General features: G+C 62.7%; 19 protein-coding genes. 4 read left to right on the top strand and 15 right to left on the bottom strand.

Going from position 1 to position 23469, the window contains the following annotated elements:
- Window positions 1–18: 18 nt before the first annotated feature.
- The 14 genes from BV071_RS33570 to BV071_RS23740 all read right to left on the bottom strand — a co-directional run bounded on the left by BV071_RS33570 (window position 19) and on the right by BV071_RS23740 (window position 16795).
- Window positions 19–753, bottom strand: coding sequence for a cbb3-type cytochrome c oxidase subunit II (locus BV071_RS33570; RefSeq protein WP_052573808.1), 735 nt, complete (start codon window positions 751–753; stop codon window positions 19–21).
- 48 nt (window positions 754–801) lie between these two features.
- Window positions 802–2325, bottom strand: coding sequence for a cbb3-type cytochrome c oxidase subunit I (locus BV071_RS23795; protein WP_052573807.1), 1524 nt, complete (start codon window positions 2323–2325; stop codon window positions 802–804).
- A gap of 28 nt (window positions 2326–2353) precedes the next feature.
- Entirely contained in the window at window positions 2354–3154 is an 801-nt protein-coding gene (locus BV071_RS33565) for a cytochrome c (protein ID WP_052573806.1), read from the bottom strand.
- A gap of 39 nt (window positions 3155–3193) precedes the next feature.
- Entirely contained in the window at window positions 3194–4573 is a 1380-nt protein-coding gene (locus BV071_RS33560) for a hypothetical protein (protein ID WP_052573805.1), read from the bottom strand.
- Window positions 4574–4593: 20 nt separating this feature from the next.
- Window positions 4594–5298, bottom strand: coding sequence for a cytochrome c (locus tag BV071_RS23780; RefSeq protein ID WP_052573804.1), 705 nt, complete (start codon window positions 5296–5298; stop codon window positions 4594–4596).
- 48 nt (window positions 5299–5346) lie between these two features.
- Window positions 5347–5901, bottom strand: coding sequence for a DUF3341 domain-containing protein (locus BV071_RS23775; RefSeq protein ID WP_035612415.1), 555 nt, complete (start codon window positions 5899–5901; stop codon window positions 5347–5349).
- 50 nt (window positions 5902–5951) lie between these two features.
- Window positions 5952–7439, bottom strand: a complete 1488-nt coding sequence (gene nrfD / locus BV071_RS23770; protein WP_035612413.1) for an NrfD/PsrC family molybdoenzyme membrane anchor subunit — start codon at window positions 7437–7439, stop codon at window positions 5952–5954.
- A 25-nt stretch (window positions 7440–7464) separates the two neighbouring features.
- Window positions 7465–10785: a TAT-variant-translocated molybdopterin oxidoreductase gene (locus tag BV071_RS23765; protein WP_052573803.1), complete on the bottom strand. Its 3321-nt coding sequence runs from the start codon at window positions 10783–10785 to the stop codon at window positions 7465–7467.
- Window positions 10786–10863: 78 nt separating this feature from the next.
- Window positions 10864–11577, bottom strand: coding sequence for a cytochrome c3 family protein (locus tag BV071_RS23760; RefSeq protein WP_035612411.1), 714 nt, complete (start codon window positions 11575–11577; stop codon window positions 10864–10866).
- Window positions 11578–11872: 295 nt separating this feature from the next.
- The gene (locus BV071_RS23755; RefSeq protein ID WP_035612409.1) at window positions 11873–12211 is read right to left on the bottom strand and encodes a hypothetical protein; all 339 of its coding nucleotides are present in this window, start codon (window positions 12209–12211) and stop codon (window positions 11873–11875) included.
- Between the two features lie 12 nt (window positions 12212–12223).
- Window positions 12224–14623 carry a serine protease gene (locus BV071_RS33555; protein ID WP_052573802.1) on the bottom strand — a complete coding sequence of 800 codons (2400 nt, stop codon included), beginning with the start codon at window positions 14621–14623 and terminating at the stop codon, window positions 12224–12226.
- Window positions 14624–14674: 51 nt separating this feature from the next.
- Window positions 14675–15337: a hypothetical protein gene (locus BV071_RS23745; protein WP_035612407.1), complete on the bottom strand. Its 663-nt coding sequence runs from the start codon at window positions 15335–15337 to the stop codon at window positions 14675–14677.
- A gap of 78 nt (window positions 15338–15415) precedes the next feature.
- Entirely contained in the window at window positions 15416–15568 is a 153-nt protein-coding gene (locus BV071_RS35670; protein ID WP_265594793.1) for a hypothetical protein, read from the bottom strand.
- A gap of 96 nt (window positions 15569–15664) precedes the next feature.
- On the bottom strand, window positions 15665–16795 hold the full coding sequence (locus BV071_RS23740; protein WP_035612404.1) for a hypothetical protein: 1131 nt from the start codon (window positions 16793–16795) through the stop codon (window positions 15665–15667).
- A 95-nt stretch (window positions 16796–16890) separates the two neighbouring features.
- Between BV071_RS23740 and BV071_RS23735 the strand changes: the two genes are divergently transcribed.
- Together BV071_RS23735 and BV071_RS23730 are read left to right on the top strand one after the other, a co-directional pair.
- Window positions 16891–18069, top strand: coding sequence for a carboxypeptidase-like regulatory domain-containing protein (locus BV071_RS23735; protein ID WP_035612403.1), 1179 nt, complete (start codon window positions 16891–16893; stop codon window positions 18067–18069).
- Between the two features lie 68 nt (window positions 18070–18137).
- Complete coding sequence (locus BV071_RS23730; RefSeq protein ID WP_035612400.1) at window positions 18138–18500, top strand: hypothetical protein; 363 nt, start codon at window positions 18138–18140, stop codon at window positions 18498–18500.
- An 18-nt stretch (window positions 18501–18518) separates the two neighbouring features.
- Here BV071_RS23730 and BV071_RS23725 read toward each other — a convergent pair whose 3' ends face one another.
- Window positions 18519–18689 carry a hypothetical protein gene (locus BV071_RS23725; protein WP_265594792.1) on the bottom strand — a complete coding sequence of 57 codons (171 nt, stop codon included), beginning with the start codon at window positions 18687–18689 and terminating at the stop codon, window positions 18519–18521.
- Window positions 18690–18877: 188 nt separating this feature from the next.
- Here BV071_RS23725 and BV071_RS23720 point away from each other — a divergent pair, with 188 nt between their 5' ends.
- Window positions 18878–20131 (top strand): hypothetical protein, encoded by a 1254-nt coding sequence (locus BV071_RS23720; protein WP_035612396.1) that lies wholly within the window; start codon window positions 18878–18880, stop codon window positions 20129–20131.
- A 204-nt stretch (window positions 20132–20335) separates the two neighbouring features.
- Window positions 20336–23389 (top strand): autotransporter-associated beta strand repeat-containing protein, encoded by a 3054-nt coding sequence (locus BV071_RS23715; protein ID WP_052573801.1) that lies wholly within the window; start codon window positions 20336–20338, stop codon window positions 23387–23389.
- Window positions 23390–23469 lie beyond the last annotated feature (80 nt).

The raw sequence follows: 23469 nt of genomic DNA, 5'->3' as shown, positions 1-23469 counted from the left end.
AAAAGGAAAATTGCGATGTTAGCCCTTGGGAGCGGCGGCGGGGGCGGCAGCCTTGGCACCACCCTTCGGGGCGGGCGGCAGGTGGTTCATCGAACCTGGAACCGCGTCGTCGTGTTTCATGGACATCAGGTAGTCCACCAGCACATCGGCTTCAAAGCTCGGCACCACGGCTTCGCCATCCTTGACCACGATGGCGTTGGCCGGTGTCTGACCTTGGATCTTCTTGGTCTCGAACAGGAAGGGGAAGGACGGGCACTTCGAGGTCACCAGCTTCGGATTCGCACGCGGATTGTAGAGATGGTTCAGCAGCCAGACCTTCGGATCGCTACCCTTGGCATACTCCTTCTCGACCCGGAGGCCGACATTCGAAAGGTCAGGACCAAAGCGGTTCTCCCCGATCTGGGCGAACTTCTCGAATTGATAGTCGAAAATGTTCGATTGGCGGCGGGTGTCGCCACGCTCCTCGTCGCTCTTCAGGCCAGCCCAGTCCGGACGGCCCAAGTCATTGCCAGCATAGACCGGACGGATGAGCTGGCTGTGGCAGTGATAGCAGCCGTTCGCGGCATAGACTTCCGAACCGTTCACCAGACGGCCGGTCGCTTGTGGCCTGTAAAGGCCATCCTTGCCATCGGTCGCTTCATTGTATGCCACCGGCTTCAGGTGGTGCATCATGAAGAAAGGAATGATCACGATGGCCACCCACGGGACGAGGAAGCAGGCAGTGAGGCCGAATGCGAATTGGCGGAAGCTCATGAAAAGTGATTTTGAAATCCCAGTTCGGAAGTTCGAAACGTGAAGGTCTTAGTGGGCGTGCGGATGCGGATTCTGGATCACCGTGCCGGGACCGCCGTTGTCGATATCCCCTTCCGGACCGTGGGTCGCGTCGTGGAGATCATCCGCGTGGTGTGCACCCAGCAGGGTCGGGTGCGAGCTGCGACGGCCGAGGCGCAGCCACATCAGCGTCAGGTGGAAGAAGAAGAAGACGTTCGAGAAGAGCAGGAAGCACCAGGCCAGCGTGGTTGCCACCGCATAGGGGTTCGCACGGGTCATCGCGTCTTCAAAGGGCTGCTTGTAAGCCTCCAGGCCGATGCCCTGCATCGCGCCACCGAAGACTGCCACCAGCACCACGAGCGCCACTCCGTAGATCGAGAAGTAGAAGTGCATCTTGATCAGGCGGCTGGACAGCCACTCACGGCGGGTGATGCGCGGCACCACGAAGTAGATCACGCCGAAGGCGATGAAGCTGAAGAAGCCATACAGGCCCAGCAGATCGAAGCCGTAGTTGGCCATCGAGAACTGGGTGCCCGGCAGGACCGCCGGATTGTTCAGGAACACCGCCGCGCCACCCAGCACCAGCAGGCCGATCACACCGGCCAAGGTGAAGTGCAGCGAAGGGCTGTTCGCCACCGTTTCCGGCGCACCGGAGGCGGTCTTGAGAAGATTCACCGATACCGCGATCGCCGGGATCGCGAACAGGATCGTCGCAGCGGCACCGAGGTAAGGCAGGAAGTTCGGGATCGGCGCACCGGCAAGCTTCTGCATGCCAGCCCAAGGAGCGATGATCGCCAGCGACCAGAAACCAAGCGAGGACAGCGAGTAGCTGTAAACCGGGCGACCCGTCACCTTCGGCACCAGATAGTAGGCAGCCGCGATGCCAGTCGGCACGAAGAACAGCAGCAGCATCCCGGAGCGATACCAAGCGTTGATCGCCGCAGCCATGACCGGGTTACCGGCGAAGGCGTGGATCATCAGGTGCGAGCTGGCGAAAACCCAAGGGAACCAGATCAGTGCCGCCAGAATATACCACTGCGAGATGAAGACGTGACCGGCGGGGCGCAGCTTGAACTGGACCATCGACCAGATTGCGATCGCTGCATAGGCGAGCAGCATCGGCACCCAGGCGAAGACCGGGAATTCCATCCACGGCATGCCTGTTCCTTCACCGGCAAGAATCGAGATGAGGCCCAGCGAGATCGCAAAGTTCCAAACGTGGCCTGCCACCAGAATGATCCCGGCTGCGCGGCATTCCTGGCGCGAGAGGCGCGCCATCAGCCAGATCAGGGCCCCGAAGGCCGCCTGGCAACCCCAGCCATAAACCAGCGCCGAGATGTGCGCGCTCTGCACCCGCCCGTAGGTCAGGAAGGAGCAACTGGAAAGGAAATCCGGGCTGTGCGTCTTGGCCGAGGCGATGATCCCGAGCAGGATCGCCACTGCCAGCCATGCGGCACCGCTGGTGAAGAAGAACATCACCGGGTGGCGCAACGACAGGTCGATCTCCGCGCGCCGTAGCGCGTCGTTCACCGGAGTCTGGGATGGTGTGGACATGGGAAATTCGTGGGAGTCGTAATTCGGCTCAGGGCTTGGTCGGCTTGATCAGGTCGGCCTCGGTCAGCGGCGGCTTGCCGGTTTCCGAGCGCAGTGCCTTCACTTGATCCGGCAGGACAGGACCAGCGCTGTGGCCAAAGCTATTGCGGACGTAGGTCAGCACGTTCGCGATGGTGGCATCATCCATCGCCGCGATCACCGGCATCATCGGTGCGGCGAAGGTCAGCTCCTGACCGCCAACGTGGATCGGGCCAGTCAGGCCGCGGAACTGGATGCGGATGAGGTTCGAAACCGGGCCGTCCACCCACTCGGAACCCGCCAGCGGCGGACCGACCATCGGGGTGCCCTTGCCGTCCATGCCGTGGCAGGCGGCGCAAACCGTAAACATTGCCTTGCCCGCGGCCATTGCGGCTTCGTCCGGAGCAGTGCCAGCAGGCGGGCTCATCTTGTCGATAGCGCCGAAGTCCGCATCAGCCGAGGTATTGACGGCAGGCCCACCCGGAATGATCTGCGCGGGATCCTTTACCGCCACACCCTTGGAGGCCACCAACTCCTTGCCAATGATCGGAAACACATCGTGCGGCGGCACCTGCACAACCTTGCCGGCTTCCACTTCCTTATAGGCCAAATTCGCAGCTTGGGCAGACTTCACCTTGGCAGCCGCCTCATAGCGCTTCGCCGCAGCAGCTTCTTCAAGCGGGTTGGACTCCGCTTTGCCACCACCGAGCAGCTTCAACGCTAGCAGGATCACCGCGAAGAGCGAGAACACGCCGAGCGCCCACCAGAAGGCGACGAAGCGGATCAGGGGATTGTCGTTTTGGGAAGACATCGCTGAAAATGGGCGAGGTAGAAAAGTGCCGGAAAGGGATCAGTTGGAAACGTTGGCGGACTCGAGGATCCGCGGGTCACGGTGCGGGTAGGTCGCCGTCTGAGACAGGGCCCGCAGGTAGAAGAACAGGAAGCCGGAGCCCACCGCCACAAAGGCGAAGATGTCACCCCAGAAGGCACCCGGAATCACGGTCGTGATGCCATCGGGATGCGCATCGCTCTTCAGCGGGAAGATATCGGGAAGCATGTTGCCCAGGGAGACCGAGCGCTCCGGGATCACGATCAGGTAGTGATCGAGGATGTGCATCACCAGGGTGTAAGCGCACACGATGCTCAGGAGCTTCGGGTTCTTCTTCAGCCAGGCCTGGAGCAAGATCACGAAAGGAATCACGAAGTGGCAGAAGACCAAGGCGATGCTGCCGGTGTTCCAGCCTTCCGTGTTACGGATGGTAAACCATTGGGTTTCTTCCGCGATGTTCGCATACCAGATCAGGAAGAACTGGGAGAAGGAGACATAGGCCCAGAAGATCGTGAAGGCCAGCAGCAGCTTGCCCATGATGTGGTAGTGCTCGGGGCCCACTACGCGCTTTAGGTAGCCGCCCTTCTGCAAGAGCGTCGCGGTGATGATGATCACTGCCATCGAGTTCAGCGCGGCACCGGCGAAGAGGTAGACACCCCACATCGTGGAGAACCACTCATACTTCAGGCCTTGCAGCCAATCGATGCCGGCGAAGGTGATGGTGATTGCGAAGATGATCAGGCTGTAGCTGGAACGAGCGCGGGCCTTGAACAGGTTGCCGGTGCCCGGATTCGGGTCCACGTCCTGGGCAGTGGAGAGCTTGCGCAGACCATTGATCACGAGACCCATGCCGATGAAGTAGAAGGCGAAGCGGATATACCAGGCCACCTTGTTCATGTACCAAGCCTTGTTCACCAGCAGGGCTTGACCCTGTTCTTCCAAGCCATGCTTCACGGAATCACTGCCGTAGAAGCCGAAGAGGAAACCATCGAAGGGACTGCCACCCGCGGCGTTGTGGATGTTCATCCACTCGAAGAGCCACTTCTGGACCTGCGGGAAGAGCAGCGGCGCAGCGAAGATCGCCATCCACGGGAAGACGGCGCCGAGGTTTTCCATGATGCGGCGGACCGAGGTGCCCCAGCTCGAATTCGAGACGTTGTGGAGCAGGGTCCAGAAGCAACCGCCGATCGCCAGCGTGAAGAAGAAGAAGAGCGCGAAGAGCCAAGAGTAGGCGAAAGGACCGGCGATATTGGGCGGCGCAACGAACAGCAGGTAAGCGCTGATCAGGCCCGTGATCGCGGCCGCGCCGCCGGCGATGCGCCGGACCGAGTCCAGCTTACTGCTGGAGATCCGCTCGCCTTCCGCCGGGATGTCGGCTGATGTGACAAAGTGATGAGACATCTCGTTGGGGAAAAGGTTTCTTACTTGCCTGCCTTGGCTTGCTGTTCGGCGATGCCCTTGTCGTAGGCGGCCTTCACCGCACCTTCATAGGGAGCCTTGCGGGCGTATTGCAGCGTGCGGACGTAGGCGATGATCGCCCAGCGGTCGCGCAGCGGCACGTTGTGTTTGTAGGAGCCCATCTGGCCCTTGCCGTTGGTGATCACCTCAAACATCCGGCCGTCCGGATAGACCGTCTGCTTCTTGGTATCGTCGGTCAGGTTGGCGATGCCGGGAACGCCGAACTGGCCGGTGATCCCCTGCCCGTCCGCCGACTTGCCGTGGCAGATCGAGCAGTTGATGTTGAAGGCTTCCTCGCCGCGGCGCAGGAAAGCACCCACGTTCTCGTCGGTGAGCCCAAGCTCCTCGGGCATGCCGTTGGCGTAGTAGCCGTCGATCCCGCCGGTTGCGTAGTAGCCAGTGCCACCGCCGAATTCCATTTCTGGAATGCCGCCGATCTCTTTCGAGCCTTCGGGATTGAAGCCCAGTGCCTGCGTGCCGTGCACCGGCAAGCGCCCGCCCTGGCCGTCCGCGAAGAAGTCATCCGGCTTCTGCGCCTTCAGCTTGTCCTGCTCATCCATGTCCGGGAACAGGCGGAAGGGTGCGTTCGGGCTCTTCGAACCCCGTGCCGGCATCAAGCCGATGAACAGGGCCGCGATAATCGCGTAGGCGATGAAGAAGTATTTCACGGCGAAATCGGTATTCGGAAGGCGGTAAGCGGAAAGGGATAGCGAGGATCAGTCCTCCTCTTCGACGAGTTCGATGCTCTTGCCACCGATCTCCTCAAGGAAGGCCCGGGTCTTATCGAAGTGGAACTTCGGGTCGCGCGCTTCGAGCGCGATGAAGAAGGCGTCGTCCGTCGCGCGGTGGAATTGGCGGCTGGCGAACAGCGGGTGGTTGAGGCGCGGCAGCTTCATCAGTGCCAGCAGGCCGAAGAGCGTGGTGAAACCCGAGAACAGGATCGTCAGCTCGAACATGATCGGGAAGAAAGCCGGCACGGTGAAGAGGTTGGCCGGCTTTGCTTGCACCACCGTCGGGTAGATCTCCACCTGGGTGATGTAGGCCAAGCCGAAGCCGGTCGCGGTCCCCAGCATGCCGCCGAAGAACACGAACCACGGCAGGATCGAGCGCTTCATCCCCATCGCCCCATCCAGTCCGTGGACCGGGTACGGCGTGTGGCAATCCCACTTGCGGAAGCCGGCATCGCGCACCTTCTCCGCCGCCTTGTACAGGGCGGAAGCGCTGCCGAACTCGGCGAGGTATCCGTAAACTCGTTTGCGGGTGGTGCTCACGTTCTAGGAATTCTTAAATCTGAAATTTCAAATCACTGGCCCCGGGCGGCTCATGCCTTGGCATTCGAGTGCAGCTCGTGCTGATAGGAAGGGATCGTCTGGACCCCTTCATCCGGATGGTCGTGGTGGTCGTCGAAGTGCGGGTCGGACTCCTTGAGGGTCCACTTCACTTCGGCAATGTTGATGCAAGGCAGGAAGCGCAGGAAGAGGAGGAAGAGCGCCAGGAACATGCCGATGGTGCCGATGAACAGGGCCATCTCCACGTAGCTCGGGCTGTAGGACTTCCAGTCACCCGGCAGGAACATGCGCGCCAAGGTGGTCACAATGATCACGAAGCGCTCGAACCACATGCCGGCGTTCACGCACATGGAGACTCCCATGATTACCCACAGGTTCTCGCGAGCAGCCTTGAACCAGAAGATCTGGGGCGACAGCACGTTGCAGCTCATCATCGCCAGGTAAGCCCACCAGTAAGGACCGGTGATGCGATACTTGAAGGCGTCCATCTCATACTTCGCACCCGAGTAGTAGGCCACGAAGAGCTCCATCAGGTAGGCGTAGCCGACGATCGTGCCGGTCAGCAGGATGATCTTCGCCATGTTGTCGATGTGCTTCATCGTGATCAGGTCGTGCAGGCCGTAGATCTGGCGAGCTGGGACCATGATGGTGAGCACCATCGCGAAGCCACCGAAGATGGCGCCTGCGACGAAGTACGGCGGGAAGATGGTGGTGTGCCAGCCGGGAACAATCGAGGTGGCGAAGTCGAAGGACACGACCGAGTGCACGGAAAGCACCAGCGGGGTCGAGAGCGAGGCCAGCAACAGGTAGGCCATTTCGTAGTGGCTCCACTGGCGGTTACCACCGCGCCAGCCGAGGGAGAAGATGCCGTAGAGCATCTTGCGCAGGCCCGGCTTGCAGCGGTCGCGGATGGTCGCGAGGTCCGGCACCATGCCGAGATACCAGAAGATCAGCGAGATCGTGAAGTAGGTCGAAACCGCGAACACATCCCACAGCAGCGGCGACTTGAAGTTCTGCCAGATCGCGTTGGCGTTCGGGATCGGGGCCAGGAACCAGGCCATCCAGACACGACCGACGTGGAATGCCGGGAAAATGCCGGCGCACATCACCGCGAAGATGGTCATGGCCTCCGCCGCTCGGTTAATTGACGTTCGCCAATTCTGCCGGGTTAGGAAGAGCACCGCGGAGATCAGGGTTCCCGCGTGACCGATACCGATCCAGAACACGAAGTTGGTGATGTCCCAACCCCAGAAGACGCGGTTCGACATGCCCCAGACACCGACACCCGTCGAAACGAGGTAGGTCAGGCCCATGCCGACGCCGACCATCGCGATCAGCGCGCAGGGGATGAAGAGCAGCCACCACAAGAAGGGCTGGCGGTTCTCCACCACGCCGACGATGCGCTCGGTGATCCAGTGGTACGAACGACCGCTCAGGATAAGGTTCTCGCGCTCCAGCACCGGGATCTTTGGTCCCTGCCGCGTCTCGCTCGGCGCATGTTCTGTGGAAGTGGCTCCCATGGTAATTGGAAATTGGAGATGCGTCTTAGTGCATGTGGATCGTCGCCTTGCCGATGGAAGGCGCGTCCGGCATCGTCGGATTCGGATTCTTCACCCGCGCCAGGTAGGTCGTGCGCGGCTTGGTGCCGATGTAGTGCAGAAGCTCGTAGTTGCGCTCGCTCTTCTTGGCGCGGCCCATCACGGACTTATCCTCGTCGAGCAGGTTGCCGAACTCGATGCCACCGGCCGGGCAGGCCTCTTGGCAGGCGACCTTCACGGAGTCCACTGGGATCCGCAGGGTCTCGTTGCTCACGCTGAGCTGCGAGGAACGCTCGCCGGTCAGCAGGACTTCCTGCTTCTGGCCGCGCTTCTGGCGGATCTTGGCGTCCTTCAGGCGCTGCACGCAGTAGGTGCACTTTTCCATCACGCCGCGCATGCGGACCGAGACGTTCGGGTTGCGCTGCAGGTGCGGCGCGGTCCCGACTTGCTTCTCGCCGAAGGGACCCTTGTAGAGGTTGTGGGCGATCAGCGGGTTGCGCTTGTTGTAGTCGAAGAAGTTGAAACGGCGGGCCTTATACGGGCAGTTGTTCGCGCAGTAGCGGGTGCCGATGCAGCGGTTGTAGGCCATCACGTTCAGGCCTTCCTGGTCGTGAACCGTGGCGTTCACCGGGCAAACCGTTTCGCAAGGCGCGCTTTCGCACTGCATGCAGGCCACCGGTTGCGGAACCAGCGCCGGGTTGCCGAGGTCGAAGACGTCCTTTTCCTTGCCGGCCTCGGGCTTCTCGATGGCGAAGTAGCGGTCCATCCGGATCCAGTGCATTTCGCGGCCCTTCATGACCTGCTCCTTGCCCACGATCGGGATGTTGTTCTCGGCCTGGCAGGCGACGAGACAGGCGTTGCAGCCCATGCAGGACGACAGGTCGATCGTCATCCCCCACTGGTGAATCTTGTCACTCAGGTGGGGATCACCCTTCTTGTCTTCCTGCTTGTAGAGAGAAATGTTTTCCGGCGCGTGGGCGTCGTTGCCCTGCTTCGCGACGTTCTGGAGCTGCTCGGCGAAATCCCCCTTCTTCTCGTCCTCCATCGTGGAGATCTCGCGGGCCAGCGCGCGGCCATACATCGCGAAGTGCTCCTGCACGAGGGCCAGCGGATACTTGCCTTCCGCCTTCTCGACGCTTGCGCCGGTGGCGAAGTACTTCGTCTCCGAGTGGCGCAGCGGGTAGGCATTGAAGCCCGAGTTCACACCCACCAAGCCGACGTGGCTGGCCGGGGAGTTGCCCTTGGCATTCCGGTTGAACTTGTCTTCCTTGTCGAAGCCTTGGCCGTAACCCAGCGGGATCACCACCGTGTTCTCGGCTTGGCCGAAAGCGATCATGGCTGGCAGGACCAGCTCTTCGCCGTTGACCTTGACCTTGATCAGCGGACCGGTGCGTTGAGGACCTTCCGCGTCCGGGCTCTTGGCCGCACGCTCGGTCTCCAGTTGCACGATCTCATCGTAGATCCCGAGGTTCTTCGCGGTCTCCGGCGCGATCAGCGCGGCATTGTCCCAGGAAATCTTCGAGATCGGATCGGGGGCTTCTTGCAGCCAGCCATTGTCGATCCAACGGCCGTCATAGACCGAACCGTCGGTCGAGAAAATCACTTCCACTCCGCTCGCCGCCGGCGGCGCCGAGATGGTTCCAGCCGCTGCGGTGAGCTCAGCCGATTCGTAAGTGGACTTGGCGTGGAAACCGTCGCGCAGCAGCTTCTTCCAAGGCTCGTCGCCCTTGCCGCCGATCGCTTCGAAGGTCGCGCGCACCGCGTCGTAGGCCGGGGAAGGCTTGCCATCCGCGGTCTCGCCGGTGATCAGCTTGCCATCGGCGGTCAGCAACGCTGCCAGCAATTCCAGCTCGCTCACGCAATCGCCGTAGAGCGGCAGGATCATCGGCTGCACCACGGTGTAGACCCCGGTCAGGGTCCGCCCGTCGCCCCAGCTCTCCAGATAGTGGGTTACCGGCACGTGCCAAGTCGCCTTGTGGGCGGTGGCATCGGTGCGGCTGCCGAGATGAATCACGGTCTTGGCCTTGGCCATCGCGGCCTCGAATCCAGCATTCGCCGGCGCATCGTAAACCGGGTTGGCCGGGGTCAAAAGGAACAGCGTGTCGATCGCGCCGCCCTTCAGCTTTTCCACCAGCCCGTCGAAGTTGCCGAGACCGCTGGTATCGCGCTTCACGCCCTTCACCGCCGCGCTGCTGAGCGCCGCGTTGATGGCCAGCGCAATCTGCTGCACCGCAGCCGATTGGCGGGAACCGGCCAGCACCACCGACTTGCTGCCGGAGGCCTTGAGGTCGGCGGCCAGCGCCTTGATCCACTTGAGATGCTTCTCGTCAGTGATCGCTTCCACCGCGGAGCCGGCGTTCACGCCCAGTTCGCGGGCGATCTGGGCGGCCACCCGCAGCACTTGGCTCGGGGCCACGCGCAGGCGGTGGTCGGCCATACCACCGGTCATCGAGTAGACGCTCTCCACCACGTAGAGGCGGTTCATCGAATCCGGATTGGCCTTCTTGTCGTAGGCCGCGCCTTCCGGCTTGCGGCGATTGAAGAAGGCACTGGTCTTGCCTTGCCCGTCGAGGCAGAGGAAATCGCTGTCGAGCGAGAGGATCTTATCCGCTTTCTCGAAATCAACCACTTGGGCCACGCCATCGGCGAGCACCTGGGTCCCTTCAAGCGCCTCGTAGGCGAAGAACTCAGCGGCCTTGAACTTGGCCTTCAGGTCCTTGATCAGGCGTGCCCGGGTCGGGGAATCATCGTGGCCGAAGACGAAGGCAACTTTCGCCGCGCCATCCGCTGCCACCGTCGCCAACACCTTCTCGAACTCCGCGCGGCTGGAAGCCTGGGCGTTGTTGAGCACCGTGCGCGAGCGTGAGGGCGAGTAGAGATCCAGCACCGAGGCCTGAGCGAAGGCATCCGTGCCGCTCATGTCCGGGTGCAGCGAGTTCGGCGCGACCTTGGTCGGGCGGCCTTCAAAAGTGGTCACCACCAGCGGCACGGCACCACCGGGGCGCGGCATGCTGGATGCGTAGTAGGTCGCCTTGCCCGGGATCACCCACTCCGGCGCCTTGTTGTAGGGAATGATGTAGCTTTCCGGGCGACGGCAAGCGGCGAGGCCGAAACCTGCCAGTGCGGTCGAGGCGCCCATCAGCTTCATGAAGGAGCGCCGGGAAACCTCGGCATCTTCCTCATTCGCCATTTCCGCCACGCCCTGCGGGAACTCGCGCTCCATCCAGGAGCGGAAGTGCGGGGTGTCCTCAAGCTGACCGACGCTCCGCCACGAAACGGTGGTTTCATCGGCGGGAACTTCGGGGTGTTGCCAGATGCGCTTGCTCATGGGCGATGGATCGGACGAAGAATCAGAAAAAGAAGGAAAGGAATCGGCTCGTGCCGCAGCGGGAACGAATGGATCAGATCAATGGTGGCAGGTCGCGCAGGTCTCCTTGGAGTGGATGTTCCAGTGCTCCTTGAGCACCTTGCCGAGATCCTCGGGCTTCTTGACGCCCAGGTTCTGCATTTCCGCCTGATGCTCGTTGAAGTAGACTTGCGGGTCGTACTTCAGGTTGAAGACTTCTTCCAGCGGACGGAGGTGATTCTCCGGCGCGCGGTGGCACTCCAGGCACCAGCCCATCGAGAGGCTGTTCTTCTGGTAGACCGTTTCCATGCGATCCACGTCGCCGTGGCAGCTCTGGCAGGAAATCCCGCGGTTCAAGTGCGCGGAGTGGTTGAAATAGACGTAGTCGGGCAGCTTGTGGACCCGCACCCACTTCACTGGCTTGCCGAAGTCCGGGGACTTCAGGGTCGGATCCATGCGGTCACGCAGCGGCTGCAGCTTCGGGCTGTCCTTGCGGACGTGCTGGTGACAGTTCCAGCAGGTGTTGCTGCCCGGAACGTTCGAAGTGCCCGAAACATCCTCGAAGGAGTGGCAGTAGCGGCAATCCAAACCCAACTGATCCACGTGAATTTTGTGTGAAAACGGGATCGGCTGCGAAGGCTGGTAGCCCGCGGCAAGGGTCTTCGGCGTCGCGTAGTAAGTGAAGGCGAAGACCGCGCCAGTGGCCACGGCACCTGCACAAATGGCGATTTTCAGGGGCAGAAAATTGGTCCAGCGCGGGAAGAAATTGGCCATGACAGTGCTGCGACGAGGTGCTCGGCGGGGAAAATCTGGGTGCTTGTGAAATTTTTCACAAGCGTTTTTGCAGTGCAACCGGAGTGTATTTCCGGCGGCGGGCGAGAAGGTTGATTAGACCACTCCGCACTGGCAACCGGAAAAACCTCAAGGAATCCAAAAACCCTCCGAACGAATGAGGAAGCTTCATGGTTTCCCCACCCCAATCGCCGAAAACGCAATGGATTTCCCTGCATCCCCACATGTCAGCCGGGAGACTTGGAGCCATCGTTAGCCCAGCTCGGCGGGCTGAATCTCACCCCTCCCCTGCCGATTTCCAATTCAAGCCCTTCTCATCCCGCCACTTACGAAATTCGGCGAATTGCTCCTTCTTCGGCAGTTCCTTGCGGGAGGGATTTTCCTCCAGGAACTTGGCGAACTGCTTCTTCTGCTCGGAGTTCTCCTCCTTCTTCTGCGTCAGTTCGGGGCCGGCCGCCGGCCCGGCATCCCGCGCGGCGATCATCCGCGCCAGCCGCGAGACCTTTCCGGAGAGCGCCAGCACCACAAGCAGCAACAGCACTTGGAAAAGCAGCAGCCCGCCCAAGAGCGCGGGCACAAACCAGGTTTCTTCGTAAATCGGGATCTCAGGCGGCATGACTGCGGGCTATCAGGGGTTCACTCCGGTGGCGATCACATACGAGCCCGATTCAGTCTCCTTGTAGGTGGCGGCGCGCAGCAGGTAGCGCTTGCCCGGTTCGGCGGTGAATTCCACCCGCGCATTGTCGAGCCCGCCCGCCGGGCCGCCGCTGTCGGCCTCCTTCACGATTTGCAGCGTGCTCGCATCCAAGACGAAAAGGTAGGCGTCGAAACTCCCCGACGCCAAGGTCACGAACACACTCGTCGGCGAGTTCACCGCATCCAGCAGATAGTCGCGCTTCGGTGTGAAGTAGTGTTCGTCGACCTCGGAGCTCTTGCCCAGCTTGCCCGCCGCCGTGGCCCCGAGCGCGATCGTCGCCAGCGGCGTCTTCGGGCTCAATTTCGGCACTCCCCCGCTCAAGCCGTAGGTGCCGGTGTCATTCTCCTCCGCGGAGGAAGCGCGCACCGTATAGGCTTTCCCCGGGATCGGTAGGAAGCGCAGCACCGCGTTGTTCGACTTGAGGTTCAGGTTGTCATTCCCGGTCACCAGCCTGCCGCTCTCCGCATCCACCAGACCGATGAAGTCATCGATCCCTGCGGCTCCGCGGCCCTTCGAGTTCATCCTCAGTTCCAGCATCTTGCCCCAGGCCTCGAGAGTCAGCTCCAGACGATAGTCGTCCTTCAAATATTCCCCGCCGGGGAGGAAGAAGGGATCATAGGCATCGTCCACCGTGATACGGCCCTTCACACTCTTCGGCTTACCCGTCGCCGGAATCGTCAGTGCCGGAAGGGCGGCCTGCGCCGCGGAGTTCCACAAACTCAGCTCGTAGTCGCCACCCGCTCCGCCGACACCCACGACCTGCACCAGATAGTCGATTCCCGGCTGAACAACGAAGCTCAAGCTCTCGTCCTTACCGGTCCCGCCGCCGGCATTATTCCCGTAGGAAGTCTGCAGATCCACGCTCCGGTTTGCGGCGTCCTGAAGAATCAGCCCGGCATCGAAATCATTCGAGCGTAGCGTCACCGTCGCTGTTTGGCCCGGGGTCATGCCCGTCAGGCGGTAGCCTTGGTAATCCGTGGGCGGAACTGGCGCTGGAAAGAGGCCCGTGTTATCAAAAGACCCATTAACGCCGCTACCAAAGGTGATCAACCGCGGCCCGCGCTCCACTCGCTGGGCAACCGCTGCCCGCACCCGGAAGACCCCGGTGTCCTGCGCCTGCGGCAGCTGCACGGTCCACCGCAAACGGTCACTTGCGATCTGCTCCACGCCAACGAAAGTCGCCGCCTTTGCCGTCCACGGTCCCGCCGTGGATGGCGCATTCTCGAGGATATAGTCAACCTCTCCGGACAGCGCCGGGCGCACCCAGGTGAACTTTGCAAACCCTCCGCTCACCGTCTTCTCCAGCACATGCCCGGGCAGGGCGAAGTCCTCGAAGTTCGTGAAACCATTGCCATCCGGATCGCGCAGCTCGCCGCTGCGGCCATTCGCCAGCTCCCAAGCCGCATAATTCGGCAAGGTATGGCCGAGGATGAAGCGGCGGAACTTCTCCACCCGCGAGTAAATCCCATACGCATCCGGAACCGCGCAGCCTTGGTCGCTGCCGAAGCTCACGATTCCCGCCTGCATGAAGCCGGTCGGACTCGCCGCCGAGGGCACCAGCAGCGGGCCGCCGCTGTCGCCCGAGCAGGAATCCTTGCCACCCGCCTGATAGCCCGCCGGCAGCATGTTCTCGGTCAGGGTGCCCTCGTAGGCCGCCGTGGCGTTCGCCACCGCCAGATCCACGATCGGCACCTGCACCTCCTGCAATTGCGCCGGGTACTGGCGGTTGCCATCAGTCGTGTCGCCCCAGCCGGTCACTGTCGCGAAGGTCCCGGGCACCGCCAGTTCCGCGGCATCAAGCATCGGGATTGGTGTGAGTGAGGCGTTCGCCGGTTGCGCCAAGCGCAGCAGCGCGAAGTCCTGGTCCAGCGTGAAGTCATTGAACTTCGGCGACATCACAATCTCCGCCACCGGGATCCGCTGGACTCCTGCGGAGCTGTTCAAATTCGTCGCCCCCAGTACCACTTCCAGATCCTCCGCCTTGCTGCCGACGACACAGTGCGATGCCGTGAGCACCCAGTAGGGATGGATCAGGGAGCCGCCACAGAAGAAAGCATCGTAGTTGCTCGGCTCATCCGCGCTCACCAGCGCCGCCATCCACGGATACTCGCCGCTCATGGCTTGGTTGCCGCCGATGATCCGCGGCACCCGTGGCAGCGGGCTGAAATCGCCCCCGGCCCGCTCCGCTTTTTCCTCCGCCGCTTCCCGCTTGCGACGGATTTCCAGCGGCGTCACCCGGTGACGTCCCGGCCCCTCCTCGGCCTTCACCGCACCCGGCAAGATCGCCAGACTTCCCAGAACCGTCGTCAAAAGGGTGGTCCGCAGCAGCATGGGCGCACCATCTCTACTGGAGGCCAAAGGTCGAGCCGACTTTCCAGAATATCAGGACCTTCCGCTTTTCGCGAATTGCAGAATGCCAGCTTGGATCATTGGGGTCCGCCGCGATCCCCTCACCAGCCACCAAGATCCCAGCAGCCCTGCCAACATGACCCCTGCTGGCAGCGCACGACCCGGCAGCCATGCGTCCCACCTCGCCAACGGCTGATGATCGACGCTTGCAGCGACATCCAGCCCGATCCCACCGCGCTCCTCCATCAGCCTCCGGATGTAGGCATCCGATCCTGGTGGACTATAGCTCGCCAGTAGTTGGTGATTCTTGAAGTCATAGGCCTTTTGGAAGGGATCGGGCTGATTGGCCCGATACTCCGAGCGTACCGCGATCACTGAGCCGTCCCCGCTCCAATGGATCATCCGCGGCGGTTCATCGAAGGGCACATAGCGATCAACCTGCGCCGGTTCCCAAAAGGTCCAAGGCCAGTCCACAACCTTCAGGTCAAGCCCTCCCCCGCCCTCACCGGAATTGCTCACCTTGACGAGGACACGATTCGAATCGCAGGCAGGCCCCCGCAGCTCAATCTTTCCAAGCTGCGGACTCCAGAAGCGCCAGACGAAACAGGCAGCATAGAGCGACACCGGGATCAGCAGCACCGCGAGCGAGATCCGCAGCGCCTTCCGCCACCCATGGTTCCATCCCGCCTCGTTCATCGCAGCGGACAGTCCATCGTGACCGCGAAGCCACGAGGAAGCGCCGGTGAAATCCCCGGGAAATCCCAATGCGAGCCGTCAGCGCGGCGCGACCGCAGAGCCCGATGCCGGAGCCGGCAACTGGTCATCTTCCCGCGCCGCCTTTTGCTGCACGAACCACAACACAATCAGCGCCACGACGCCGCCCAGCAGCAGCAGCGCGAGGATCTTCCCCTTGATGTTTCCTTTCATCGGCAATCGCTGGCTGGTGCCGCATCGGACTCCGCCATTCTCTCCGCCACGATCCAAAGCAGAAGCCGGATTCGCGCGCAAGCAAGTGCCCGCAGCCTACCTCGCGCCGCTCTCCTGCCGGCGCTCTTCCACTGCCGCCGCCATCGCCTCGCGGGCCTTCCCGGTCGGCATCTCTGCCACCACCTTGGCGGCCTGATCGATGTCTTGCCGAGCCAGACCCCGGCCCAGCATCTCAAAGTAGGTTCCGGCGTCTGCCTCCGGCAGCTTCCAGCCCCAGGCCAGCGCCTCGCCATTGCTGCGGTTCAGCGCGATGCTGGCCATCTGGTTCCAAAGGCCCCGCCGCGTTTCCGCGCCAATTTTTCCGCGTGCCATCATACCGAGGAAGGCCTCCGGGCCCTCGTCGCCCGTGCCCAGCAACTCAGTTAGATTCGCCTCGAGGTAGCGATCAGCGGCTGCCTCGCCGAAGTCCGCACGAAGGATCCCGGGATCACGATACACTCCAGCGTGGGCATCAAGCTCGCCCGCGCCGAAGGTCAAGGAGCCACGGAGGTCGTAGCGCTCCGCTTCGTTCCCTGAAGGGAGGTCCTTGGCGCACGCCAAGAGGTCCACGGCACTGAACTTCGCCTCGTCGAGGGAGTGAAAACACTGCGCAAGATCCTCGATCTCCTCTTGGCTGCCCCAAGCCTGCACAATCGCGAACAACTTTTTCAGATTCGGAGAATCAAGCTCCGGCAGTCCGTCGCGCACCGCATCTTGGCGGCGATCCCCCGGGCCCAGCTTCGCGAGCATCTCGAAATACTTGGCCGGCTCCCTGGCAGCGAAATACTGAGCGTATTGAGCATAGACCGCCGATCGCTCGCCTTCCGGAAGTTCGCCAATCAGTTCCAGCAGGGTCCCAGGCTCCACGGATCCTTCCGGCATTGCTGAAATCGCGCCCAACAACTCGTGCTTCCGCGCTGCATCCTTCGTCGCCTTCAGTTCCGCCACCTTCTCGCGCGCCGATTTGCGGTATCCCTCCAACTCGTAGTCGCTGGGTTGCGCGGCGGCCCGGGCTCGATCCCCAGCGGGAGCTTCCGCCACGTATCGCCATTTTTTGACTTCGCTACGCAGTGCCTCGTTCTCACGCAGGACGCGTTGCTGCGCCGTCCACAGCAGCGCCAGCACTGCCACATTGGCCAGCAGGAGCAGTGTGAGGAGCGTTTCCCGGATCGGTCCTTTCGTCAGCATGCAATGTCGTGGGGATAACTCCGCCCGCACAGTTCCTTGTCGGTCGCTGCTCGGCTCTTGAGCAAGGAGCACGAAATGCTTCGTATCACCGCCAGATGAAAATTCGCCCACTCGCCGCCCTGCTGGCCATCGCTTCAGGATCGTGGATGGCCATGGCGCAGGCGGAGGAGGACAAGCCCACCAAGGTCGCATGGCGCACGATCGAAGTCAGCCTCACCGACACCGCAGGCAAGCCCGCCGCTGACGTGCCGGTCGATTTGGTCGGCGTCGCCCGCCAGTCGATGTACAATCCCGCGAGCCTCGATGAAGGCGAGGAGCCGCACCCGGGCTGGCACTTCAAGACGGATGCCGGCGGGCACTGCCAGGTGCGCCTCGGCCGCTTTTCCTGTTACAAGGCCAAGGAACTCACCGGCGAAGATCTACCGGGCTGGGGAACCTATCACCTCGTCGCCGATGCCGGGAAGGCGGGCTTCGTGATCAGCCCGCGGATCTATCACCCGGAGAACGACGTGGACGGAGCAAAAGAGGAGGAGCAATTGGAGCAATCCGAGGCCCGCGATGAGCTCGGCGAATTTCTCCGCCGGCGCCGGCTGCTAACCGAAGACAGCACGCCACTTGCGCTCCAACTCCTGCTTGCCATGCGCATCACCGGCATGCTCGTAGATCCAGCCGGCAAGCCCCTTGTCGGCCACGTCACTGCGTGGACAGATCTGCAGATGGAATCCCATACCGGCTACGGCGGCGGGATACTCCGCCGCGAGACGGATAGCGATGCCAGTGGCAAGTTCGCGCTCGAAGGCGTCTATCCAGCGACCTTCCAGTTCTCCGCCCGGATCGATATGAAAGACGACAAGGAGCCGGTTTGGATCAAGACCCGGCTCCGCACCCAGTGGGTCGATACGATCGTGGACCGTATCACGCCGCGCGAGGACGAAAAAGAAATCGAGATCCGCTGCGTGATCGCGCCGGAAAGCCCCCACCTTTTCCACGGCCACATCACCGGCCCGGATGGCAAACCCTTGTCCGGCGCGAAGGTCACTGCCGGCATTTCCCGCCACAGCGAACCCCTGAGCTACTCGGACGACCACAACTTTGAATCGACCACGAGCGGTGAGGACGGTGCCTACGAACTGCGCGCCTCCGCGCCCTACTTGCGCTTCATCACTGTGGCAGCCCCGGGCTTCAAGGAAGCGAACGAGGACTTCGAATCGAGCGAACCGGTCTTCGGCGCGCCGGGAGAATATGACTTCAAGCTGGAGAAGGAAGGCGAGTGAAGCGGCGTGGTGGAAAATTCCCGTTCAATTGCAGCAGCCGACTTTGCGGGACTTGAATAAAAGTCCCCATGCCCGGTGGTCAGGACAAGCTGCGAACCCACACGATCGAGGCCGGCCTCCACGTCGCCGGGGGGACGCATCGGACGTCCGGCGAGCCGGAACACCGCAGGCCCAAGGTCCTGATGCTTCCAGGCGCGCTGCGCCTTATCTTCTTCACCGCGGGCCTCGCGATGCTGTTCGCCGGCCTCACCGGCTGGCCCATTGATGAAGTCGCGAAACAAGTCTTGCTCGACATCGCAGGTGCCCTGACTGCCGTCTTCTCGATCTTCGGGCTGCGCCGGAGCCTCGACGCGATTCTGGATGCGACGAGCGCCGAAGGTGCCGGGGCTCTGCTCGAACTCCTCTTCACCCTCATCGGGCACCTGTTTTGAGCTTGAGCGGCAGACCGCTCAATACCGGCGTCCGTCCTCCCTTGCCTCCAGATCGGCCAAGCGCTGGTTGAGATCCTGCAAGCAATCGAACAAGCCGCGCAAGATGGCACACAGGCGTTCCGCCGGTGGCAGATGCGACGGGTCCACGTCGCGGCCCAAGAGGCTTTCGAATTCGGAATGATTGTCCATTGGGAGGAAAAAATGGCGCGTGAAGCCGTGAACAAGTGCCGCCGTGATGGCAAGTTCGCACTGTAGCACTACCAACATGGGGTGCTTTTCTTCCTCCACGCGGAGTGTGGAAAATCCCCCGCCCTTTCCACCGCCCGGAGGTCATTCTCGGATAGCCGGGCCCCCCGCGATTTGTTACCACGCGCGGCATGAAGTCCCGGATCTGCCGCGCCATCCTCGCGATCGCGCTCATGGCCATTGCTCCCTTGCAAGCGCAGGAGGTCGAGCGCGGCACGGCCGCGCCGCCAGCTCCTGCCGCCAAGGTGGAAGCGAAGCAGGAGAAGTATATCCCCGGCGTGGCCCTCAGCCAGGGCATCACCGAGATCACCGGCGTGGCAATCTCGCCGCTGCTCGGTGTCAGCGCCGTGGGTGCCTGGCGCTACTGGCATACCGATCCCGCCGCACGCGCCGATCTACCCTGGTTCTGCCAGCCTTGGGCTTGGGGCTGCGGGCTGGCGCTGCTGGCTTTGTGCTTCCTGAAGGACTCGCTCGGCACTGCCATGCCCGGCGTACTGAAGAAGCCCTTCGACATGGTCGAACTCTTCGAGAACAAGGCCAGCGCCCTCGTGGCCAGCGCCGCCTTTGTGCCCTTCGTGGCCAATGACATGATGCAGCACTTCAAGGCGGAGCACCCGGAGGCAGCCGGCACCGCGGTGCCGGCTGCCGCCGTCTCGCTCTTCGGGCAGAGCTTCGCAACGATCGATTTTCTGTGGCTGATTGTGCCGATCTCGATCTTCGCCTTCCTGCTGGTCTGGATCTGCAGCCACGCGATCAACGTGCTGATCATCCTTTCACCCTTCTCCACACTGGATGCCCTGCTCAAGCTGGTGCGCTCCTCGGTGCTGGCCTCCGTCGTCCTGATGTATGTGGTCGCCCCGTGGCTCGCCGCCCTTGCCTGCCTCGTCATCATCGCGCTGGCCGCGTGGCTTGCGCCTTCCGCCATGCGCCTCGCGATCTTCGGCAGCCGCTTCGCTGCGGATATCCTGCTGCCCGGGCGGGGCCGGCGCCGCGCCGCGCCGGAGAGCCCGCACGCTTTCACCTTGGGCCGCCTCGGCGACCTGCCGGCCCGCACCGGCGGCCGGGTGGTGATCCTGGACAATGGTTCCGCGGTCTTCCGCTATCGCCGCATGTGCTTCCTTGAGGAACGCAGCGTGCCCCTGCCGGATGGCCACAAGCTGGTCGCCAAGGGCCTGCTCTCGCCCTCGCTAGTCCAGCGCAAGGAAGCGGACAAGGAGACCGAGATCCTGCTTTTCTTGCCGCGTTATCGCGGCCATGAGGAAATGATTGCCGGACGCATGAAGTGCAATGGCGTGCGCGATCATGCACTTTCCCGTGGCTTTGCTGCGGTGAAAGGCTGGCTGAAGGATGTGCTGCGGAGCAGCAAGCGGATCGCCTCCACCTGAGTCGAGCGGAGCCCCCTCCAAAGGGGGATGTCCCAGGTCGCCGGATCCCCGAGATATGCGGGGCTTCCCGTAGTTGTCTGACATCTACGGGGGAAATTGAAATGCGTTCGCCAGGACAAACGTCTGGTGAATGCTCGTTCCGGCCGAACCCAACCCAACAACTCAACCCCACGGCCGGGACGGAGAACCGTACCCATCAAATCCATGACCCCGCGCCAAGCTCTCCTAGCCTTAGCCTCAACCACCGCCCTCTTCAGTCTCCCCGTCTCCGCCGCTCCGCTCTACTGGGACGGCACCGACACCACCGCCGATGCCGATGGCGGTGCCGGCACTTGGGATGCCGCCACGACCCCTAATTGGGACAGCGCCGCTACGGCCGGCACCAACAGCGCATGGCCCGCCACGGGCACCGACAACGATGCTGTCTTCGGCGGTGCCGGCGGTGCCGTGACCATCGCTGCCGGGGGTATCTCCGCGAACGATCTCAGCTTCCAAACCACCAGCTACATGGTGGGAGGTGGCAGCCTGACTTTCAACAACGCCACCAACAATATCATCACGGTTGCCAACGGCACCAGCACCACGATCTCCTCGGCGATCACCGCGATCACGGGCGCAGTCACGACCGCCGGCACTGGCACCCTGAACCTCAGCGGCACCTACGCGGGCACGGGCAAGAATTTCACCGTCTCCAGCTCCACCGTGAATCTCTCTTCGCCTTCCTTCGCGATCAAAAAGTTCATCGTCGGCAATGGGGCAGGCAGCAGCCCGGCCACGCTGAATCTCACGGGCGGAACCGTCACCACCAGCAGTGACAACGTCGGTGCGGGGGATGGCGTCAGCGGCACAATCAATGTTCAAGGTGGATCGCTGGTCCTCGGCACAGGGAGCCTCGCCCTCTTCCTTGGCACCGGCCCTGTCACCGGCACCATGAACATCACCTCGGGCAGCGTCACCGTGAATGCGGGAGCACTCTATGTCGGCCCCGGTTACAACGGAGCCCAGACCACCGCTTCGACCGGGATTCTGACGATCTCCGGGACCGGCAGCTACACCCACGCCAGCGCCGGCGTGATCAAGCTCACCAACGTGGCAGCCCAAACCGGCACCATCAACCTGCTGGCGGGCGGAACTTTCAACATCAACGGCGTCGCCATCAACAAGGGGGCGGGCAATGCCACCTTCAACTTCGATGGTGGAACCCTGCGCTCGACGGCCGGCAGTGCGAATCTCTTCACCGGCGGGCTCAACCCGGTCATCAATGCGGGCGGCGCGATCGTGGATACCAATGGCTTCTTCGACACCATCAGCACCAATCTGACCGCGGGCACCGGCACCGGCGGTCTGACCAAGCAGGGTGCAGGCGTCCTGGGACTCGGCGGCGTGAACGACTACACGGGCGATACCGTCATCCAAGGTGGTAACCTGGTCGCAAACGTAATGACTGCGATTCCGAACCCCGCCAAGGTCTCGGTCGCAAGCGGAGCCGGTTACGGGGCGCGTCTCGGCGCGGCCAATGTAAGCGATGCCGATTTCCTGACCTTGATGGGCGCGGCGGTTTTCGCGCCGGGCTCACGTGTCGCCGTTGATAGCGGCGGCGCGGACACGGTCCTGACCACGAACATCGGCACCGTCACCAATCTCGGAACCAATATCACCCTGGCCAAGGTCGGTGCGAATACCCTCACGGTGGACCTCACCACCCAGACCTTTACCGGCGGCATCGTCTCCAGCGGTGGCATCCTGGCCCTGAATACCACGGGCACCTATAGCTACGGTGGAAACATCACCGGCAACCAGACGCTGAACATCGTGGGAGCTGGCAATCTCAGCCTCACCGGCACCTCCGCCATCGGCCAGTTCAACAAGCTTGGCACCGGTACCCTAACCATACCCTCGGGCTCGCTGACCATCGCGGCGAACCAGAACTTCTACGTGCACGAAGGCACCTTCCTCCAGACCGGAGGAACGGTGAACAGCGGTTCTTACTCCGTGATCGGCCGCACCGCCGCCACCACCGGCGAGTATGTGATCAATGGCGGGACCTTCAACGCCAGCGGCGGAGCAGGCGTCTCCCGCAACATGGTAATCGCGGAGCAGGGCAGCACCGGCACCCTGACGATCAATGGAGGCACTGTGAACGCCACCAACAGCACCGGCGGAAGCGCCATCGGCGGCATTTTCTACGGCATCCTCATGGCTACCACCGCGGCGGACAATGCGACGCTCAACCTGAACGGCGGCACCCTGCTGCTCAGCCGCGTGGGCACCACCACCGCTCCCGGGGGGACTTCCACCGTCAACTTCAACGGTGGCACCCTGAAGCTGAACAACAGCTTCACCAACGTCATGCAGGGCCTGACCCGCGCGAATGTCCGCAATGGCGGCGCGGTGATCGACACCAATGGCAAGGACGTGGCCATCAACCAAGAGCTGAAGCACTCGGAAATCCCTGGCGACGCCGCCGTTGATGGCGGCCTGACCAAGCTCGGCGCGGGCGTGCTCGACCTGAGCGGGTTCGAGACCAACTACACCGGCGACACCACGGTCGCGGAGGGCACGCTCCGGCTGCACTACGCCACGCTGGCCGACGACTCCAACGTGAAGATTGCCGGCGGTGCCACGCTTGATCTCCTCACCGCGGATATCGACACGGTGAAGACCCTGACCATCGGCGGCGTGCCTGCCGCAGTGGGAACCTGGGGCGGACCTGACGCCATCGGGGCGGACTTCACCTCGCCGTCGATCACCGGTGACGGCCTGATCAAGGTTACCCAACTGGCCACAGCTTCGAATTACGATTCGTGGGCATCCGCCAATGGGCTGACCGGCCCCGATGCACTCGCCACCGCCGATCCGGACAAGGATGGCACCAGCAACCTGCTGGAGTTCGCGCTCAACGGTGATCCGAAGAGCGGTGCCGACCAAGGCAAGCAGGCAAGCTCCCTCCAGGATGCGTCCGCGCCAGCCGGCAAGGAGCTGACCTTGACCATCGCGGTCCGGGATGGTGCGACCTTCAGCACCGGAACGGGCAACGCCCAGACCGCCACGGTAGCCGGGGTCGTCTATCGGGTCGAAGGCTCGCTAGGGCTGGCTGGCTTCGACTCCGCCGTGTCCCACCTCTCCGTCTCGGACACCGCGCCCGGCCTGCCTTCGCTGGCTGGCACGGACTGGGAGTACCACACCTTCAAGCTGGATGCCTCCGAGGGCTTGGCGGGCCACGGCTTCCTGCGCGTGAATGTGACCGCGGCACCTTGATCCAAGGGCGAACTTCCGGGCCGCGCGACTTCAGGTCGCGCGGCCTTTTTGCGTATTTGTCCTTCACTCCCAGCCGATCC

The sequence above is a fragment of the Haloferula sp. BvORR071 genome, assembly GCF_000739615.1.
In the GTDB taxonomy this organism is placed as follows: Bacteria; Verrucomicrobiota; Verrucomicrobiia; order Verrucomicrobiales; family Akkermansiaceae; genus Haloferula.
This window is presented reverse-complemented; position numbering and strand designations above follow the sequence as displayed.

What these genes read in the sequence shown, in the direction of transcription:
- BV071_RS23745 (WP_035612407.1), bottom strand. Translation starts at nt 15,337, where the DNA reads ATGAACGAGGCGGGATGGAACCATGGGTGGCGGAAGGCGCTGCGGATC.
- BV071_RS23765 (WP_052573803.1), bottom strand. Translation starts at nt 10,785, where the DNA reads ATGAGCAAGCGCATCTGGCAACACCCCGAAGTTCCCGCCGATGAAACC.
- BV071_RS23730 (WP_035612400.1), top strand. Translation starts at nt 18,138, where the DNA reads ATGCCCGGTGGTCAGGACAAGCTGCGAACCCACACGATCGAGGCCGGC.
- nrfD (WP_035612413.1), bottom strand. Translation starts at nt 7,439, where the DNA reads ATGGGAGCCACTTCCACAGAACATGCGCCGAGCGAGACGCGGCAGGGA.
- BV071_RS23725 (WP_265594792.1), bottom strand. Translation starts at nt 18,689, where the DNA reads ATGGACAATCATTCCGAATTCGAAAGCCTCTTGGGCCGCGACGTGGAC.
- BV071_RS23760 (WP_035612411.1), bottom strand. Translation starts at nt 11,577, where the DNA reads ATGGCCAATTTCTTCCCGCGCTGGACCAATTTTCTGCCCCTGAAAATC.
- BV071_RS33570 (WP_052573808.1), bottom strand. Translation starts at nt 753, where the DNA reads ATGAGCTTCCGCCAATTCGCATTCGGCCTCACTGCCTGCTTCCTCGTC.
- BV071_RS23735 (WP_035612403.1), top strand. Translation starts at nt 16,891, where the DNA reads ATGAAAATTCGCCCACTCGCCGCCCTGCTGGCCATCGCTTCAGGATCG.
- BV071_RS33565 (WP_052573806.1), bottom strand. Translation starts at nt 3,154, where the DNA reads ATGTCTTCCCAAAACGACAATCCCCTGATCCGCTTCGTCGCCTTCTGG.
- BV071_RS33555 (WP_052573802.1), bottom strand. Translation starts at nt 14,623, where the DNA reads ATGCTGCTGCGGACCACCCTTTTGACGACGGTTCTGGGAAGTCTGGCG.
- BV071_RS23720 (WP_035612396.1), top strand. Translation starts at nt 18,878, where the DNA reads ATGAAGTCCCGGATCTGCCGCGCCATCCTCGCGATCGCGCTCATGGCC.
- BV071_RS23715 (WP_052573801.1), top strand. Translation starts at nt 20,336, where the DNA reads ATGACCCCGCGCCAAGCTCTCCTAGCCTTAGCCTCAACCACCGCCCTC.
- BV071_RS23755 (WP_035612409.1), bottom strand. Translation starts at nt 12,211, where the DNA reads ATGCCGCCTGAGATCCCGATTTACGAAGAAACCTGGTTTGTGCCCGCG.
- BV071_RS35670 (WP_265594793.1), bottom strand. Translation starts at nt 15,568, where the DNA reads ATGAAAGGAAACATCAAGGGGAAGATCCTCGCGCTGCTGCTGCTGGGC.
- BV071_RS23795 (WP_052573807.1), bottom strand. Translation starts at nt 2,325, where the DNA reads ATGTCCACACCATCCCAGACTCCGGTGAACGACGCGCTACGGCGCGCG.
- BV071_RS33560 (WP_052573805.1), bottom strand. Translation starts at nt 4,573, where the DNA reads ATGTCTCATCACTTTGTCACATCAGCCGACATCCCGGCGGAAGGCGAG.
- BV071_RS23740 (WP_035612404.1), bottom strand. Translation starts at nt 16,795, where the DNA reads ATGCTGACGAAAGGACCGATCCGGGAAACGCTCCTCACACTGCTCCTG.